Here is a 16,935-nt window from a genome sequence, read left to right as displayed (position 1 = left end):
TCTCCGCCAATACCGTCCCCCCGCCCTTTTTTTTTACGCGTTTACCGGTGTTTTTGTGTTTGTCGTCAACCGCGTGCGCCCCACCACCGCCTTGTGCCTCTACGTTCGTCCCGCTGCGAGCCGCCGGGCCACCGGCGGCTCCCCAGACGGGAGATCGGGGGTGCACACGTGCGCATAGGACTGCTCACCGAGGGTGGCTATCCGTATGTGAACGGTGACGCCGTGCTCTGGTGCGACCGGCTTGTGCGCGGGCTCGAGCAGCACGAGTTCGACGTCTACGCGCTCAGCCGCAGCCGGAGCCAGCAGGACGAGGGCTTCGTTCCGCTCCCGCCGCAGGTCGGGCGGGTGCGCACCGCGCCGCTGTGGACGGCCGGGGACGACGGGGCCGCCCACGGGCGGCGTGCGCGCCGGCGCTTCGCCGAGTGCTACGGGGAACTGGTCGCGGCGGTCTGCGCCGCGGGCGTCGGGACCGGCGGCGCCGAGGGTGCGCCGGACGCCGCGTCCCGGGACGCTTCCGATGATCATGATCAGGCGGACCGTTTCGGCAGCGCGCTCTACGGACTCGCCGAACTCGCCCGCGAGACCGGCGGACTCGTCGGCGCCCTGCGCTCCGACACCGCCGTACGCACCCTGGAACGCGCCTGCCGCGCCCCGCACGCGCTGCGAACGGCGCGCGAGGCGCGCGTACCCGACCTGCTTGCCGTCGCCGCACACCTCGAACGCGCCCTGCGCCCCCTCTCCCTCGACTGGTACGGCGACGACGGCCTCGGCGCGGCCGACCTCTGCCACGCCACCGCCGGCGGCTCCGCCGCCCTCGCCGGCCTGCTCGCCCGGCACTTCGGCGACGTCCCACTGCTCGTCACCGAATACGGCGTGCACCTGCGCTCGCACTACCTGACCGTCGGCCCCGACGCCGCCGCCCCCGCCGTACGCGCCCTGCTCGGCGCCTTCCACGGCCGGCTCGCCGCCGAGGTCTACCGCGCGGCGGCGATCCTCACCCCGGGCAACGCGCACGCCCGCCGCTGGCAGGAACGGTGCGGCGCCGACCGCGACCGGATCCGCACGGTGTACCCCGGCATGGCGGCCGACCGCTTCACGGAGGTCGGCGAGGCCCCGGACCGGGCCGACCCGAGCACCCTGGTCTGGGTCGGCCGCGTGGAACCCGCCAAGGACCTCGTCTCCCTGCTGCACGCCTTCACCAAGGTGCGCAAGGAGGAGCCCGGGGCCCGCCTCCGGATCGTCGGCGCGCCCGCCGACGCCGAGGGCTCGGCCTACCTCGGCCACTGCCGGGCGCTCGCCGCACAGCTCTTCCCGGACGAGGCGGAGGGCGCGCACGCCGTCGGCGACAACCCCGTCTCCTTCGAGGAGATCGGCGCCCCGGAGGCCCCCGCCCTGCCCGACGCGTACGCCGCCGGCGCGGTCGTCGTCCTCTCCAGCGTCGTGGAGGGCTTCCCGATCAGCCTCGTCGAGGCCATGTTCTGCGGCCGGGCCACCGTCTCCACGGACGTGGGCGCGGTCGTCGAGGTCATCGGCGGCACCGGGCTGGTCGTGCCCCCGCGCAATCCCAGGGCGCTCGCCGAGGCGTGCGTGGCGCTGCTGCGCGACCCCGAGCGCCGTGCGCGCCTCGGCGCGGCCGCGCGCGCCCGGGCGCTCGAACTGTTCACCGTCGAGCAGAACATCGCGGCATTTCACGGCATTTACCTGGAGATCGTCTCGCACTGCCCGGTCCGCCGGGTCGTCCTGGACGAGTCCGGCGAACCCCTGCCGTTCGCCACCCCGGCCGAGTCCCACGTCCCCGGCCGCTGGACCGGCCCCACGGCCCGCGCCCTGCCCCGCGGCATCCCCGCCTGGGCCACCGACACCCCGGTCCGCGCGACCCCGCTGGCCGCGGAGGGGGCCCGATGAGCGATCTGGACAGCCGGACTGCCGACGGCGGGGCTGGTCGGGGCCTTGCCGGGAACCCGGGTGCGCCCGGGGTCCCGGGGGAGTCCGCCGTGCTCGGGTCCGCCGCGGACGGCACCCTGGGCCTGCCGGAGCCGCCCGGAGCCGACCGGCCGGGGATGCCGAGCGGCGCCGATCCGTGGGACAGGCGGTCGGGGGAGTGGCTGACGGGCGACCTCGCCGAGCAGGGCCCCGGGCACGCCCCCGGACCACCGGCCGCTCCCGCCCCGCCCGGCGCCGTAGCGGACGCCAGATCCGAGCGGAAGCGTGCCACCGGCCCCCGCCGAGGGTCCGGTGACCCGGTGAAGGCCCTGCTGCACCGCCACCGTGAGCTGTGCGAGCGGGCCGTGGACCCGCTGGAGATCGCGGCGGGGCTGGAGGCGCACGGCGTCACCGACCGGACCGCCACCCGCTTCCGCCACCGCGACGTGTTCTCGCTCGCCGAGGAGCTGTACGCGCGCGTGCCGCGCAACGCCGAGCCGCGCCCGGAGCCCGCGCCCCTGCCGGCGCCCCGGGTCCGCGCCGGCTGGGTGCTGCTCACCCTCCTGCCCGGAGCGCTCGGCGCGGCCACGGTGACCGGGCTGCGGCTCACCCACGGGCAGCCCCGCCCGCTGGTGGCACTCGGCGGCCTCCTCGCCGTAGCCCTCGCCACGCGCGCGGCACTGCGCCACGGCCCGCTCGCCGGTCCGTCCGGCGCGCGCGCCTGGCGCACCGCGACCGCTCCGCGCGTGTGGACGCTCTGGCTGCTCGGATACGCCCTCGTCGGCGACGGCCTCCTCCACGCCCTCCTGACGGGCGGCCCCGACGCCCCGCCCACCGGGAGCCCGGACGGCCCCTGGCCCACGGCCACCGCACCCGTCCTGGCCCTCCTGCTGGCCTGCGCCCCGGCGGCCTGGTCCGCCCACCTGCTCGCCGCCGGCGCCCGTCGCAGGCTCGCCCGCAGCCGCGGCCTGGAGGACTTCACGGCCGCCGCGAAACCACTGCTGACCGGCGCGTTCGCCCTGTTCCTTGCCGCCCTCGGCGCACTGCTCGCCCTGTGCGGCACCGTCCTGCACGAGCCCGCCGCTTCCACGCAGGCCCTCACCCTGGGCGCCCTGCTCCTGCTCGCCCGGCTGCTCACCGTGCACCGCCACCGGCACGCCCCCGCCCTCGCACTGGGCGCCGCCGCGGCCACGGAAGCGGCGGCCCTCGCGCTGCCGACGGCCGGCCGGCTGCCCGGCTGCGCCTTCCTGACAACCCCCGTCGAGACCCTCGTCGGCGCCTGGGGCGAGGCCGCCGTACCGGCCCTCGCCTGCGCCACCGCGGCCCTGGCCCTGCTGTGGCACGCCGGCCGCACCCTCACCCGGGCCTCGGCCCACGCGCCCACGGGAGCACCCCAGTGAACCTTCCGCCACCGGCCCGGCCCACCGCCGGCGGCACCCGCACCACCCCTTTGAAGGAGAACACCAGATGACCACCTCCCGAGCCGGAGCGCCCGGAGCCTTGCCGACCGCCGGAGTCTCCGGAGCAGCCGCAGGAGCGTCCGAAACGGCCGGTACCACCGGCGCGCACACCCCGGGAGCCGTCCGATGAGGGTCCTGCTGATCGGAGCCAACGGATTCATCGGCCGCTACGTCGCCGACCGCCTGCTCGCCGACCCGGCCGTCCAGCTCACCGCGCTCGGCCGCGGCGACGACGCCGACGTCCGCTTCGACCTCGCCACCGGCAGCCCCGGCGCGCTCACCCGTTTCCTCGACGCGGTCCACCCCGGGGTCGTCGTCAACTGCGCCGGCGCCACCCGCGGCGGCGCCCGCGAGCTCACCCGGCACAACACCGTCGCCGTGGCCACCGTCTGCGAGGCCCTGCGCCGCAGCGGGTGCGGTGCCCGCCTGGTGCAGATCGGGTGCGGCTCCGAATACGGTCCCAGCCAGCCCGGGTCCTCCACGGCCGAGGACGCCGTACCGCGCCCCGGCGGGCCGTACGGCGTCAGCAAGCTCGCCGCGACCGAACTGGTCCTCGGCTCGGGCCTGGACGCCGTCGTGCTGCGCGTCTTCTCGCCGGCCGGCCCCGGCACCCCGGCCGGCTCCCCGCTGGGCCGCCTGGCGGAGGCCATGCGACGCGCGATGCAGTCCGGTGACGGCGAACTCAAGCTCGGCGGCCTCGGCGTCCAGCGCGACTTCGTGGACGTACGCGACGTCGCCCGGGCCGTGCACGCCGCCTCGCTCTCCGCGGCGCAGGGCGTGATCAACATCGGCTCGGGCCGTGCCGTACGGCTCAGGGACGCCGCCGCCGTCCTCGCGCGCGTGGCCGGGTACGGCGGTGCCCTCCACGAACTCGACGCCCCGCCCGGACCGCTGCGCAGCGCCATCGGCCACCCCCGCGCCGACTCCGAGCACCCGGCCCCGGTGGCATACCCGTACCCGGACGGCTGCGGCAGCTGGCAGCAGGCCGACGTGCGCACCGCGCGCGACCGGCTCGGCTGGCGGCCCCGCATCAACCTCGAAGAATCCCTGGCCGACATCTGGATGGAGGCGGCATGCCGCATCTGACCAGCACCACCGCGGGCGCCGCCGGCACCGGCGTCCGCACCGCCCTCGGCATCCCCGGCTACGCCCACCCGCTCGTCGCCCCGGCCCAGTGGGCGGAACTCGCCCGCCCCGGCACCCCGGTGGACTGGGTGGTCCTCGACGTCGCGGCCGGCCCCGGCAGCCGCCCCGACCCGCACTGCCTGGAGGCCGCGGCCCGGCTGCGGGCCGCCGGCGTCCGCGTCCTCGGCCACCTCGACCTCACCTACGGCGCCCGGGTCTTCGGCGACCTGCTCTCCGACGCCCACCGCCATCTCGACTGGTACCGGGTCGACGGCTTCCTGCTGGACCGCTGCCCCGTCGAGCGCGCCGAGCTTCCCGACGTCCGCCGCGCGATCACCACGCTCCGGGCGCTCGGTGACACCGCCCACATCGTTCTCGGCCACGGCCGCCCTCCGCACCCCGGGTACGCCGAGAACGCCGACCAGCTGGTGACCTTCTCCGGCTCCTGGTCCGACTACCGCTGGTCGCAGGTGGCCGAGTGGACCGCCGACTATCCGCCCGACCGCTTCTGCCACTTCGTGCACAGCGTGCCCCGCGGCCACCTGGACGAGGCGCTGCGGATCGCCCGCTGGCAGGGCGCGGCCACGATCTACTTCACGGACCGCACCGACCGGGGCGGCCGCGTGGACCCCTGGGAGACCATGCCCGGCTACTGGGACGACATCGTCTCGCGTGTCGGAACGGGTGTCTCGGAATGAAGAAGGCCGTGGCAGTGTTACGAGGAGAACAACTGTAGTGATTGACCGACCAACGGAGTCCCCGTGTCGCTGCCACCCCTGGTCGAGCCAGCCTCTGAGCTCACCGTAGACGAGGTCCGCAGGTACTCCCGCCACCTGATCATCCCCGATGTGGGGATGGACGGGCAGAAGCGGCTGAAGAACGCCAAGGTGCTCTGTGTGGGCGCCGGCGGCCTGGGCTCGCCGGCGCTGATGTACCTGGCCGCCGCGGGCGTGGGCACCCTCGGCATCGTGGAGTTCGACGAGGTCGACGAGTCGAACCTGCAGCGCCAGATCATCCACAGCCAGTCCGACATCGGCCGCTCCAAGGCCGAGTCCGCTCGCGACAGCGTCAAGGGCATCAACCCGTACGTGAACGTGATCCTTCACGAGGAGCGGCTGGAAGCCGACAACGTGATGGAGATCTTCAGCCAGTACGACCTGATCGTCGACGGCACCGACAACTTCGCGACCCGCTACCTGGTCAACGACGCGTGCGTGCTGCTGAACAAGCCGTACGTGTGGGGCTCGATCTACCGCTTCGACGGCCAGGCCTCGGTCTTCTGGTCCGAGCACGGCCCCTGCTACCGCTGCCTCTACCCGGAGCCCCCGCCCCCCGGCATGGTCCCCTCCTGCGCCGAGGGCGGCGTCCTGGGCGTGCTGTGCGCGTCCATCGGCTCCATCCAGGTCAACGAGGCCATCAAGCTCCTCGCCGGCATCGGCGAGCCGCTGGTCGGCCGCCTGATGATCTACGACGCCCTGGAGATGCAGTACCGCCAGGTCAAGGTCCGCAAGGACCCCGACTGCGCGGTCTGCGGCGAGAACCCGACCGTCACCGAGCTCATCGACTACGAGGCCTTCTGCGGCGTCGTCTCCGAAGAGGCCCAGGCGGCGGCCGTCGACTCCACGATCACTCCCAAGCAGCTCAAGGAGTGGATCGATGACGGCGAGAACATCGAGATCATCGACGTCCGCGAGCCGAACGAGTACGAGATCGTCTCCATCCCGGGCGCCAGGCTGATCCCGAAGAACGAGTTCCTCCTGGGCACCGCCCTCGAGGGCCTCCCGCAGGACAAGAAGATCGTCCTGCACTGCAAGACGGGTGTCCGCAGTGCGGAAGTCCTCGCGGTCCTGAAGTCCGCGGGCTTCTCCGACGCGGTCCACGTCGGCGGCGGCGTCATCGGCTGGGTCAACCAGATCGAACCGCACAAGCCGGTGTACTGAGCCGGTTTCCCGGTCTGTGCGGCGGGGGCTTCGGGTGCCTGTGGTGCCCGGGGCCCCCGTCCGCGTCAGGAGCAGGTCTTGCCGTCCTTCGGTACCGTTCCCTTCAGCAGGTAGGCGTCCACCGTCGAGTCGACGCAGTCGCTCCCGTTGCCGTACGCGCCATGTCCCTCGCCCTGCCAGGTGAGTTCGACGCCCACGCCCCGGCCCAGTTCGCCGGCCATTTCGCGAGTGCCCTCGTACGGGGTGGCCGGGTCGCCGGTGGTGCCGACCAGCAGGATCGGTGCCGCGCCGGGCGCGCTGACCTCCGGGGTGTCGTACTGGCCCGGCACCGGCCAGTCGTGGCACCAGCCGGCCGTGTCCCAGCCCAGGTAGTCCCCGAACACCGGCGAGATCCGCTCGAACTCCGCCAGCCGCCGCCGCGTCTCGGCGAGCGTCGGCCGCTGCTTGTCGTCCAGGCACGATATGGCCCGCTGGGAGTGGGACGTCGTGCCGTAACGACCCGATGCGTCCCGGTCGTTGTACTGGTCGGCGAGCGTCAGCAGACCTGAACCGTCGCCCTTCTGCGCCGACTTCAGGGCGCCGGTCAGCCTCGGCCACATCGACTCGCTGTACAGCGGCAGGATGATCCCGGTGATCGCGAGCGTCTGGGTGAGCTTCCGCCCGGACGACGTCGGCAGCGGCCTGGCGTCGAGCCGTGTCAGCAGAGCGGCTATCTGCCGGGAGCCCCGCTCGGGGTCCTGGCCGGTGGACTCGAGGTAGTCGTCCAGGGCCCGCTGGAAGCCGCGGGCCTGGTTCTCGGCGTGGCCCACCGTGTCCGCGGTCGGGTCGACCACCGCGTCGAGGACCAGCCGGCCCACCCGCCGCGGGAACAAGTGGGCGTAGACCCCGCCGAGTTCGGTGCCGTAGGACATGCCGAAGTAGTGCATCTTGTCGTCGCCGAGGACCTGGCGCATCAGGTCCATGTCGCGTGCGGTGTCGGTGGTGGACACATGGGCCAGCAGCGGTCCGGCGGCCTTCCGGCAGCCCTTGCCGAAGTCGGTGGCGTCCTGGAAGTACGCCTGCTCCTCGGCCGGGGTGTCCGGTGTGGCGTCCACCGACTCGGCGGCCTCGATCTCCCGGTCGCCGCGGCAGCGGACGCCCTGGCTCGCGCCGACCCCGCGCGGGTCCCAGCTCACCAGGTCGTAGCGCTCGTGGAGTGCGGAGACGGAGTCCGCGAAGTACGGCATCGTCGAGACGCCGGATCCGCCGGGGCCGCCGAAGTTGAACAGCAGCGAGCCGATGCGGTCGGCGCCGGTGGCCCGCGCGCGGATGAGGGCGAGACCGATCGTCCTGCCGTCCGGCTCCGACCAGTCCAGCGGCACCTTCAGGGTCGCGCACCGCCAGGCGTCGCTCGGCGCGGAGGAGTTCCCGGTGGCCTTGCAGCGCCGCCAGTCGAGGTGCTGGGAGGCGAGGGAGGACGGAAGAGCCGTCGAGGACGGCACGGCCGGGGAACGTGACGCCGACGGGGGAGCCGAGCCGGTGCCCTTGCCCTCGTCCCTGTCGCCGTCCCCGCCGGACGAGCCGCCGCAGCCGGCCAGCAGCAGCCCTGCCGCGACCGCGGCCGTCCACCGCAGGAATCGCATCATGCGCACCCCCCTGACAGGCCCGCCGCATCGTGCCGCGCCGGGCGTTCAGGCCATCGTAGGCGCCTCGGGCCGGGTCCGTGGGCGCCTGTGGATAACCCTCTGACCTGCTGTTTCTCCCGGTCTTCGGTGGCTGTCGGGAGGTCTCACGAGCAGACCGTGCCGGCTTTCGGCACCTTCCCGTCGAGCAGGTAGGCGTTCACCGCGCTCTGCACGCACTTGTTCTTGCTGTCGTACGCGCCGTGCCCCTGCCCCTTGTACGTCAGCTCGACGCCGACGCCCTTGCCGAGCGCGTCCACCATCTTCTTCGCGCCCTGGTACGGCGTGGCCGGGTCGCCGGTGTTGCCGATGACGAGGAGGGGCGCCGACCCCGGTGCGCTGACGTCGGGATGGTCGGCGGCGCCCGGCACCGCCCAGTCGGTGCAGCTCAGCATGCCCCAGGCCAGGTAGTCGCCGAACAGCGGGGAGGCGGCGCGGAACTCGGGCAGCTTCTGCTGGACGTAGTCCGCGTTGTAGCGCTGCTTCTCGTCGGAGCAGTTGATGGCGACGTTGGCCGCGGTCAGGTTGCTGTACTCGCCGTTCTCGTTGCGGCCGTTCATCGAGTCGGACAGCAGCATGAGGATCTTGCCGTCGCCGTCGTAGGCCTGCTCCAGCCCCTCGGTGAGGTACTCCCAGAAGTCCTTCGAGTACAGGGACTGCGCGATGCCGTTGGTGGCGGCTGTCTGGGTCAGCTGGCGCGGGAAGATGCCCGGGATCGGCTTCTTCTCCAGGTCGGCGAGGAGTTTCGCGATGCGGTCCTTGACCTCCTGCTCGGTGCTGCCGATCGGGCATTCCGTGGCCTTCGAGGTGCAGTCCTTCGCGAAGTTGTCGAGAGCGAGCTGGAAGCCCTCGGCCTGGCCGAGGGCGCCCTGCTCCGGGGACTGGGTGGGGTCCACGACGGCGTCGAGGACGGCCCGGCCGACGTGCCGGGGGAAGAGGTGGGCGTAGACGCCGCCCAGTTCGGTGCCGTAGGAGATGCCGAAGTAGTGCAGCTTGTCGTCGCCGAGGACTTGGCGCATCAGGTCCATGTCGCGGGCCGCGTCCGTGGTGCGCACGTGCGGCAGGATCTTCTTGGAGTTCTTCTCGCAGGCCGCGTTGAACTGCTGGGTGCGTGTCAGGAACTGGGCGCGTTCGGCGCTGTCGTCCGGGGTCGCGTCCTGCTGGAAGTAGTCGTCGAGCTGGGCGTCGCTCTCGCACTCTACCGGTGTGCTGCGGCCGACCCCGCGCGGGTCGAAGCTGACCAGGTCGTAGCGGGTGCGCAGGGCGGTGTAGTCCGAGCCGAACGCGGGCAGGGTGGTGACGCCGCTGCCGCCCGGGCCGCCGAAGTTGAACACGAGCGAGCCGATCCGTCGGCTCGCGGGGCCGCTGGCCTGCGCGCGGATCAGGGCGATGCCGATCGTGTCGCCCTTCGGCCGGCTCCAGTCCAGCGGTGCCTTCATGGTCGCGCACTGCCACTTGGTGCCGTTCGGCAGCGGGGACGGGGCGCTGCCGCCGCCCTCCGCCTCCGAGGGGGCCGGGCAGTCCTTCCAGTCCAGCTCCTGCGCCGTGAGATCCCCGTCCTTCGCGCTGCCGCCGCAGCCGGCCAGCACAGCGGAGAGCAGCACAGCGGTGGTGGTCAGCGCGGCGGCGCGCAGCCGGGAGGGGTTCGCCATACCCCCATCGTGGGGGCGTGCACGCCGGGGCGCGCGCCGGGCGCGGTCCGTACGAGCTACCGCATCCGGCGGGCGCCTACAGGGCTCCCTTGCGGCTGAGGTGGTTGAAGGCCAGCCAGCCCGGCAGGACCGGCAGCCACAGGGTCAGCAGCCGGAACAGCAGCACGGCCGGGGCGGCGACCTCCTTGGGCAGGCCCACCGCGATCAGACCGACGGTGAGGGTCGCCTCGACCGCGCCCACACCGCCGGGGGTGGGCGCCGCGGAGCCGAGCGCGTTGCCGGCGAGGAAGACGACGGCGACGCTGGCGATGCTGAGCGACACCGATCCGTCGCCGAAGGCCCGGATGGAGGCGTCCAGGCACATCACGAAGCAGGCGGTCAGCAGGAGCATGCCGCCGATGCCGGTGACGAGCTTCTGGGGCCGCTGCAGCACGTCGAGCATGCGCGGTACGACACCGGCGAACAGCGACCTCACGCGCGTGACGACGAATTTGCGCAGGAACGGCACGGAGGTGACCACGAGGACCAGGACGGCCACGGTCAGCAGGCCCGCGATGACCGTGCGGGACGGCGACAGCGACGGGGTCTTCTCGGTGCCGGTCAGATAGCCGAACGACAGCAGCATCAGGATGTGGCAGCCGAGCCCGAACAGCTGCGAGGCGCCGACGCTCGCCACCGCGAGCCCCGGGCGTACCCCGGCGCGCTGCAGGAAGCGTGTGTTCAGGGCCACACCGCCGACCGCGGCCGGTGCCACGATCTTCACGAACGACCCGGCGACCTGCGCCGCCACGGTCCGCAGGAACGGCACCCGCTCCGGCACGAAGCCCAGCAGGGCCATCGCCGCGGCGACGTAACTGAGCGCGGAGAACAGCACCGCGGCGATCACCCAGCCCCATTGGGCCTGCGCGAACAGCGTGCCGAACTCGATGTGGGTGAGCTGCGTCAGCAGGTAGTACGCGCCGATCGCACCGGCGATGAAGCTGATCAGCGTGCGCGGCCGGACGCGTTCCAGCCGGGCCGGCTCCACGGGCGCCTGGGGCCGGATCCGCAGCACCTCGTGCCGGATCTGGGTGAGCAGATCCTCCTCGCGGGCCTCTTCGAGGGCTTCGTCGATGGCCCGCTTCTCCGCGCGCTGCTCGGCACGGACCGTCTTCTTGTCGGGCTTCTCCAAGATGGGCGGGGCCGTCTCGGACGCCTCGTCCGCGCGGGCCAGCTTGGCCTGCCGGGAGGCCTCGAGGACCGCCTCCCGTTCGCGCTGGGCCCGCTCCCGGGCCAGCCGGCGCAGCGTCGCGCGCGTGGAGCGCGTCAGTGCGATCGGCTGGAGCATCGGCAGACAGTCGGCGACCGCGTCCGGGCCGAGCACCCCGACCGCCGAGGCCACCGCCCGCTCGGCGCCGACCCGCAGGCCGAGCGTGGTGACCAGCTGGGCGACGTCCATGCGCAGCAGCAGCTCGCCGGCCGCGATCTCGCCGCCGCGCAGTTCGGTGAGGATCACCCTGCCGGAACGATCCACCAGAACGGCGTCTCCGGCCAGCCTGCGGTGCGCGATGCGCCGTGACTGCAGCGCGCGCACCTGATGCCAGGTGTTGCGCAGCAGCTCGTCCGTGATCTCCTCGTCGGCCAGCGAGTCCAGTGTGCGCCCGCCGGTGTGCTCGTAGACGAGCATGACCGCGTCGGGGCCGAGCTCGGAGGTGGCGATCAGCTTGGGCGCGTTGGCGCCGGCCGCGATCGCCGCGTACGCCAGCAGCGCCTCCTGCTCCAGCGCCTGGCGCAGTGACTGGAGGCTGGAGCGGGTGGCGAAGCCGCGCAGGGTCAGGTTGCGCCACGCACGGTAGAAGAAGCCCTGCGCCTGCTGTTCCCGGTCGACGACCGTGACGTCCAGCGGCGGGCCGTCCTCCAGGGTGACGAAGTAGCGCCGGCCCCGGTCGCCGTTCTCCGTCTCCACGGCCTCCTCGCGGGCCGTGGAGACGGGGCGGAAGCCGACGTGCCGCAGACCCGCCATCAGGGTCTGGCCGGTGGGACGCACGTTGGGGGAGCCGACCGCGTACAGGGTGCCGTAGGCGATGGTCCAGCCGATCAGGACCGTCAGGATGATCGAGAAGGGGGTCGTGTAGCCGGTGACCAGCATCGAGAACGCGTCGAGGAGCAGCACGATCCACAGCACCGCGCGCCATCTGGGCCTGCGGGACATGCCCACGGCCGTCATGTAGGCGATCACGGGCGCCAGATAGCCGTGCACCGGGTCGGTCAGGGCGTGGATGTCGCCCGGCGAGGGCTGGGTAAGCGCCTCCTGGATGGAGTCCGGGGCGGCGCGGGCGACCCACAGGTCGGTGGCGAGCGTCACTCCGTGGGCCAGGACGGCCGCGAGGACGCCGTCGGCGATGCGCAAGCCGTCCCGTTTGATCAGCCGCTCGATCGCGAAGGCGACCGGTACCAGCAGGATCGCGATGCTGGACGCCAGTCCCGCGATCTTGATCAGCAGGTCCGGGGCCTGCCCGGTGCCCTTGTTGATGTCCTGTTCGAGGCCCGAGGTGGTGCCGTGCGCGAACGCGGCGATCGCCAGCAGCACCACGATGGCGAGCACGCCCACCAGGAGCCGCATGAGGTCGGAGGGCCGGTGCACGCGCGCGGGGAGCAGCGGTTCGTCGCCTTCCACCTCCTCGGCGTGGGGGTCGTCGTCGGCGCACGCAAGGCTGTCCGGGGGCGCGGTCTCGGGGCCGGGCGCCTCTTCGGCGGTATCCGTGCCGCTGCCCCGCGCGCGCGTGGCAGCGCGCTCGCGCGGCTCGGGTTCGCCTTCCCGTGCGCGCGTGCCGTCGTTCTCGCGCGGGCCGGTGTCTTCGTGATGCGCGCCGGTGCCGCCCTCGTTCGCGTGGGCGGGGCCGGGGCGCGCGGAGGCGTCAGGGGTGCCCGCCGCTCCATCGGGGTGCACGCCCTGCTCCTTCGTGGTCTCTTCTCGGTCTCGTATCACCAGTCACCGCCCGCACGATGGTGGCATGCCCCACCGACACACACGGGCATCAGGGTCCGGATGCGCGGGCGCACAGTCTGCCCGAAGGAGCGTCCCGGGGCGAGAGGACCGTTCCCCGCGCACCTCCCCGGGACGCCTGCGGGGTGCGGCAGGATGGGGGGAATGAGCGAGCAGAGCCCTCCCGAAGACGCCCGCGCGGGGTACGCGGACGCGCTGCCGGAGTACGCCGAGCGGGTCCTCGACGTCGCCGAGCGGATTCCGCCGGGCCGCGTCATGACGTACGGCGACATCGCCGAGTGGCTCGCGGAGGGAGGCCCCCGTCAGGTGGGCCGGGTGATGGCCCTCTACGGCGGTGCCGTCCCGTGGTGGCGTGTGGTGCGCGCCGACGGTGTGCTGCTGCCCGGACACGAGCTGCGCGCGCTCGCCCACTACCGCGCGGAGGGCACGCCGCTGAAGCAGGCCGGCAGGAGCACCGAGGGGCATCTGCCGCGGCTCGACATGCGGCGGGCCCGGTGGGACGGTGACGCGGACGCGGAGGGGCACATCTGACAGCTTCCGCCATCGGATGCCGCCGGGGCAGACCCATGGTCCGTTCGGGGGACACGGGGGACGTCCGTGGCATGCCGTACGTTCGAGGGATGTGGGACACGCGTGGTCCGAGCGCCCCGACGGAACAACCGGAAGCCCTGCTTCCGTCCGGAGCGGCGGCGTAGCGTCGGCAGCACGTGTCCCCCTCACCCCGCGGCCACCGCCTCGCACGCGTGACCGCACCCCCGCCAGCACACCCACCAGGACCGGCCAACCACGTGAGCTCCTCTTCCTCCACCAGGCGCCTGCCGCACCCCCCGGTACGGCAGGGGAGCCGTGGCGCTTACCGACTGGTCCGTACCCCGCCGGCCGTCGTGGACCCCCCTCCTCTGGACGCGGCGCAGCGCGCCGTGGTTGACCACCGGAGCGGACCGCTGCTGGTCCTCGCCGGCCCAGGCACCGGCAAGACCACCACCCTGGTCGAGTCCGTGGCCGCGCGGATCGCCCGGGGCGGCGACCCCGAGCGGATCCTCGTCCTGACGTTCAGCCGCAAGGCCGCCGTCGACCTGCGCGACCGCATGGCACTGCGCATGGGCGCCGCCCGCGCACCCAGGGCGACCACCTTCCACTCGTACTGCTACGCCCTGGTCCGCGCGCACCAGGACAGCGACCGGTTCACCCAGCCGCTGCGCCTGCTCTCCGGCCCCGAGCAGGATGTCGCCGTCCGCGAGCTGCTCGCCGGCCAGCCCGAACTGGAGCGGCTCGGCCTGACCCACGTGCGCTGGCCCGACGAACTGCGCGCCTGCCTGACCACGCGCGGGTTCGCCGACGAGGTCCGCGCCGTCCTCGCCCGCAGCCGCGAACTGGGCCTCGGCCCGGACGCCCTGGACGCCTTCGCACGCCGCATCGGCCGCCCCGACTGGCGGGCGGCAGCCGCGTTCCTCGCCGAGTACCTCGACACCCTCGATCTCCAGGGCGTGATCGACTACGCGGAACTGGTCCACCGCGCGGTCCTCATCGCCCGCCGACCCGAGACCGCCGCACGGCTCGCGGCCCAGTACGACGCCGTGTACGTCGACGAATACCAGGACACCGACCCCGCCCAGGTCCGGCTCCTGCACGCCCTGGCCGGAGGGGGCCGCACCCTCGTCGCCTTCGGCGACCCCGACCAGTCGATCTACGCCTTCCGGGGCGCCGACGTGAACGGCATCCTCGACTTCCCGGCCGGCTTCCCGCGCGCGGACGGCCGCCTGGCCCCCGTCGAGGTGCTGCGCACCTCCCGCCGCTCCGGCGCCGCCCTGCTGGCCGCGACCCGCCTGATCACCCAGCGCATGCCGCTGCCCCGGCTGCCCGCCGACAAGGTCCGGGCCCACCGGGAGCCGGCCGCCGTACGCGACGGCGGCCGGGTCGAGGTCCACACCTATCCGACGCCCGGCGCGGAACTGGACAACATCGCCGACCTGCTGCGCCGCGCGCACCTGGAGGACGGCGTCCCCTGGAGCGACATGGCCGTCCTCGTACGCGCCGGCTCGCGCCTGCCGACCCTCCGCCGCGCCCTCACCGCCGCCGGCGTCCCCGTGGACATCGACGGCGACGACCTGCCCCTGCGGCACGAGCCCGCGGTGGCGCCGCTGCTCACGGCGCTCCGCGCGGTGGCCACGGCGGAAGCACCCCGCCGCGAGGACCCCGCGACGGACGACGAGCCTGCGGCAGCGCCGGCCGCCGGCACCTCCACGGAGGAAGCCGCCACCGACACCGGACCACAGGCTCCGGACGCCTGCTGGCTGGACACCGAGACCGCCCTCACCCTGCTCACCTCCCCGCTCGCCGGCATGGACGCCGCCGACCTGCGCCGCCTCGGCCGTGCCCTGCGCGAGGAGGAGCGGGCCGCCGGGAACCCGCTGCCGCCCCCGTCCGACGAACTGCTCGCCCGGGCACTCGCCGAACCGGAGCGCCTGGCCGTGCACGACCCGGTGTACGCGCGCGGGGCGCAGCGCCTGGGCGCACTGCTCCGCAAGGCCCGTGAGCGCCTCGCGGGCGGCGGGACGGCCGAAGAGGCGCTGTGGGACCTGTGGGAGGGCACGCCGTGGCCCGGGCGCCTGGAGCGGGCCGCCCGGCGCGGCGGCGCGGCCGGCCGCAACGCCGACCGGGACCTGGACGCCGTCTGCGCGCTGTTCGCCACCGCCGCGCGCGCGGAGGAGCGCACCGGAGGCCGCGGCGCCCTGAACTTCCTGGCGGAGATCGAGGCCGAGGACATAGCCGCCGACACGCTCACCCGCCGCGCGGTACGGCCCGACGCCGTCCGCGTCATGACCGCGCACCGCGCCAAGGGCCTGGAGTGGCGGCTGGTCGTCGTCGCCGGCGTCCAGGAGGGCCTCTGGCCCGACCTGCGGCGCCGCGGCTCCCTGCTGGAGGCCGACCGCATCGGCCGCGACGGACTCGCCGAGCCGCTGACCCCGGGCGCGCTGCTCGCCGAGGAGCGCCGCCTGTTCTACGTCGCCGCCACGCGCGCACGTGACCGGCTCGTCGTCACCGCCGTGAAGGCACCGGCCGACGACGGCGACCAGCCGTCCCGGTTCCTGACCGAGCTGGGCGTCGAACCCCGGGACGTCACCGGGCGCCCCCGCCGCCCGCTGTCCGTCGCCGCGCTCGTCGCCGAACTGCGCGCCACCACCGTCGACCCGCGCGCGTCCGCCGTGCTGCGGGAGGCCGCCGCCCGCCGGCTCGCCCGCCTCGCCGCGCTCGCCGACGAGGACGGCCGCCCGCTGGTGCCGTCCGCGCACCCCTACCGCTGGTGGGGCATGTTCGAGCCGACCGAGAGCAAGGTGCCGCTGCGCCACCGCGACCAGCCCGTGGTGCTCTCCGGCAGCGCCCTCGACCAGCTCGCCAACACCTGCGCGCTGCAGTGGTTCCTGGGCCGCGAGGTGAAGGCCGACGCCCCCGCCACCGCCGCGCAGGGCTTCGGCAACGTCGTCCACGTCCTCGCCGACGAGGTAGCCTCCGGCCGCACCCCCGCCGACCTCGACGTCCTCATGGAGCGCCTGGACTCCGTGTGGAACGCGCTCGCCTTCGACGCGCCCTGGAAGTCGCAGCAGGAGAAGGACAACGCGCGCGTGGCGCTGGAGCGCTTCCTGAACTGGCACGTGCTGGACCGCACCGGCCGCACCCCGGTCGCCAGCGAGCAGGACTTCGACGTCACCCTCGAAGCCCGCGGCTACCAGGTCCGCATCCGCGGCCAGATGGACCGCGTGGAGACGGACGCCGAGGGCCGGGCCTACGTGGTCGACTTCAAGACCGGCAAGCAGGCGCCCACCGCGCGCGAGGTGGAGCGGCACCCCCAGCTCGCCGTCTACCAGCTCGCCGTCCGCGAAGGCGCCGTCGACACCGCCTTCGACGGCGTACGCCCCGCACCGGGCGGCGCCGAACTGGTCCACCTCCGACAGGGCGCCGCCAAGCGCGACGGCGGCGAGGACCAGCCCAAGGTGCAGACCCAGGAGCCGCTGGCAGGGGAGTGGGTCGGCGAGCTGCTGGCCACCGCCGCCGGAAAGGTCCTCGACGAGCGGTTCACACCGAGCACCGGCCAGCACTGCACGCACTGCGCGTTCCGCGCCTCCTGCAGCGCACGGCCGGAGGGACGGCACGTAGTGGAGTAACGACTCCGGCGCGGGCGTGACGTAC

General features: G+C 73.9%; 10 protein-coding genes. 7 read left to right on the top strand and 3 right to left on the bottom strand.

The genetic code is table 11. The features are described from left to right. The first annotated feature begins 168 nt into the window (after positions 1–168). The 5 genes from ACIP4Y_RS29350 to moeZ all read left to right on the top strand — a co-directional run bounded on the left by ACIP4Y_RS29350 (position 169) and on the right by moeZ (position 6,448). Positions 169–1,905, top strand: coding sequence for a DUF3492 domain-containing protein (locus tag ACIP4Y_RS29350; protein WP_401398736.1), 1,737 nt, complete (start codon positions 169–171; stop codon positions 1,903–1,905). Positions 1,906–2,060: 155 nt separating this feature from the next. After that, the gene (locus tag ACIP4Y_RS29345; protein ID WP_401398746.1) at positions 2,061–3,323 is read left to right on the top strand and encodes a hypothetical protein; all 1,263 of its coding nucleotides are present in this window, start codon (positions 2,061–2,063) and stop codon (positions 3,321–3,323) included. Positions 3,324–3,509: 186 nt separating this feature from the next. Further along, the gene (locus tag ACIP4Y_RS29340) at positions 3,510–4,469 is read left to right on the top strand and encodes an NAD-dependent epimerase/dehydratase (RefSeq protein ID WP_358647086.1); all 960 of its coding nucleotides are present in this window, start codon (positions 3,510–3,512) and stop codon (positions 4,467–4,469) included. Continuing rightward, positions 4,457–5,206, top strand: a complete 750-nt coding sequence (locus ACIP4Y_RS29335) for a spherulation-specific family 4 protein (protein ID WP_401398735.1) — start codon at positions 4,457–4,459, stop codon at positions 5,204–5,206. Before ACIP4Y_RS29340 ends, ACIP4Y_RS29335 begins: the two co-directional genes overlap by 13 nt. A gap of 63 nt (positions 5,207–5,269) precedes the next feature. Then, positions 5,270–6,448 carry an adenylyltransferase/sulfurtransferase MoeZ gene (moeZ, locus tag ACIP4Y_RS29330; protein ID WP_358647082.1) on the top strand — a complete coding sequence of 393 codons (1,179 nt, stop codon included), beginning with the start codon at positions 5,270–5,272 and terminating at the stop codon, positions 6,446–6,448. Positions 6,449–6,513: 65 nt separating this feature from the next. Here the strand turns inward: moeZ and ACIP4Y_RS29325 are convergent, their stop codons facing one another. The 3 genes from ACIP4Y_RS29325 to ACIP4Y_RS29315 form a co-directional block, all read right to left on the bottom strand. Beyond that, positions 6,514–8,073 carry an alpha/beta hydrolase gene (locus ACIP4Y_RS29325; protein WP_401398734.1) on the bottom strand — a complete coding sequence of 520 codons (1,560 nt, stop codon included), beginning with the start codon at positions 8,071–8,073 and terminating at the stop codon, positions 6,514–6,516. A 143-nt stretch (positions 8,074–8,216) separates the two neighbouring features. After that, positions 8,217–9,761, bottom strand: a complete 1,545-nt coding sequence (locus ACIP4Y_RS29320) for an alpha/beta hydrolase (RefSeq protein ID WP_401398733.1) — start codon at positions 9,759–9,761, stop codon at positions 8,217–8,219. A gap of 76 nt (positions 9,762–9,837) precedes the next feature. Next, entirely contained in the window at positions 9,838–12,690 is a 2,853-nt protein-coding gene (locus tag ACIP4Y_RS29315; protein WP_401398732.1) for a lysylphosphatidylglycerol synthase domain-containing protein, read from the bottom strand. A gap of 201 nt (positions 12,691–12,891) precedes the next feature. Between ACIP4Y_RS29315 and ACIP4Y_RS29310 the strand changes: the two genes are divergently transcribed. After that, positions 12,892–13,278, top strand: coding sequence for an MGMT family protein (locus tag ACIP4Y_RS29310; RefSeq protein ID WP_401398731.1), 387 nt, complete (start codon positions 12,892–12,894; stop codon positions 13,276–13,278). 257 nt (positions 13,279–13,535) lie between these two features. Continuing rightward, on the top strand, positions 13,536–16,910 hold the full coding sequence (locus ACIP4Y_RS29305; RefSeq protein WP_401398730.1) for an ATP-dependent helicase: 3,375 nt from the start codon (positions 13,536–13,538) through the stop codon (positions 16,908–16,910). The last annotated feature ends 25 nt before the right edge of the window (positions 16,911–16,935 follow it).

It is taken from the genome of Streptomyces sp. NPDC088810 (assembly GCF_044750305.1).
GTDB lineage: Bacteria > Actinomycetota > Actinomycetes > Streptomycetales > Streptomycetaceae > Streptomyces.
Note: the sequence above shows the minus strand (reverse complement) of the source record. Positions and strands in the feature narration are given on the sequence as shown.

Bases quoted from the DNA above. Each gene is read 5' to 3' on its own strand.
- ACIP4Y_RS29310 (WP_401398731.1), top strand. From the start codon at position 12,892: ATGAGCGAGCAGAGCCCTCCCGAAGACGCCCGCGCGGGGTACGCGGAC.
- ACIP4Y_RS29340 (WP_358647086.1), top strand. From the start codon at position 3,510: ATGAGGGTCCTGCTGATCGGAGCCAACGGATTCATCGGCCGCTACGTC.
- ACIP4Y_RS29325 (WP_401398734.1), bottom strand. From the start codon at position 8,073: ATGATGCGATTCCTGCGGTGGACGGCCGCGGTCGCGGCAGGGCTGCTG.
- ACIP4Y_RS29320 (WP_401398733.1), bottom strand. From the start codon at position 9,761: ATGGCGAACCCCTCCCGGCTGCGCGCCGCCGCGCTGACCACCACCGCT.
- ACIP4Y_RS29335 (WP_401398735.1), top strand. From the start codon at position 4,457: ATGCCGCATCTGACCAGCACCACCGCGGGCGCCGCCGGCACCGGCGTC.
- ACIP4Y_RS29345 (WP_401398746.1), top strand. From the start codon at position 2,061: ATGCCGAGCGGCGCCGATCCGTGGGACAGGCGGTCGGGGGAGTGGCTG.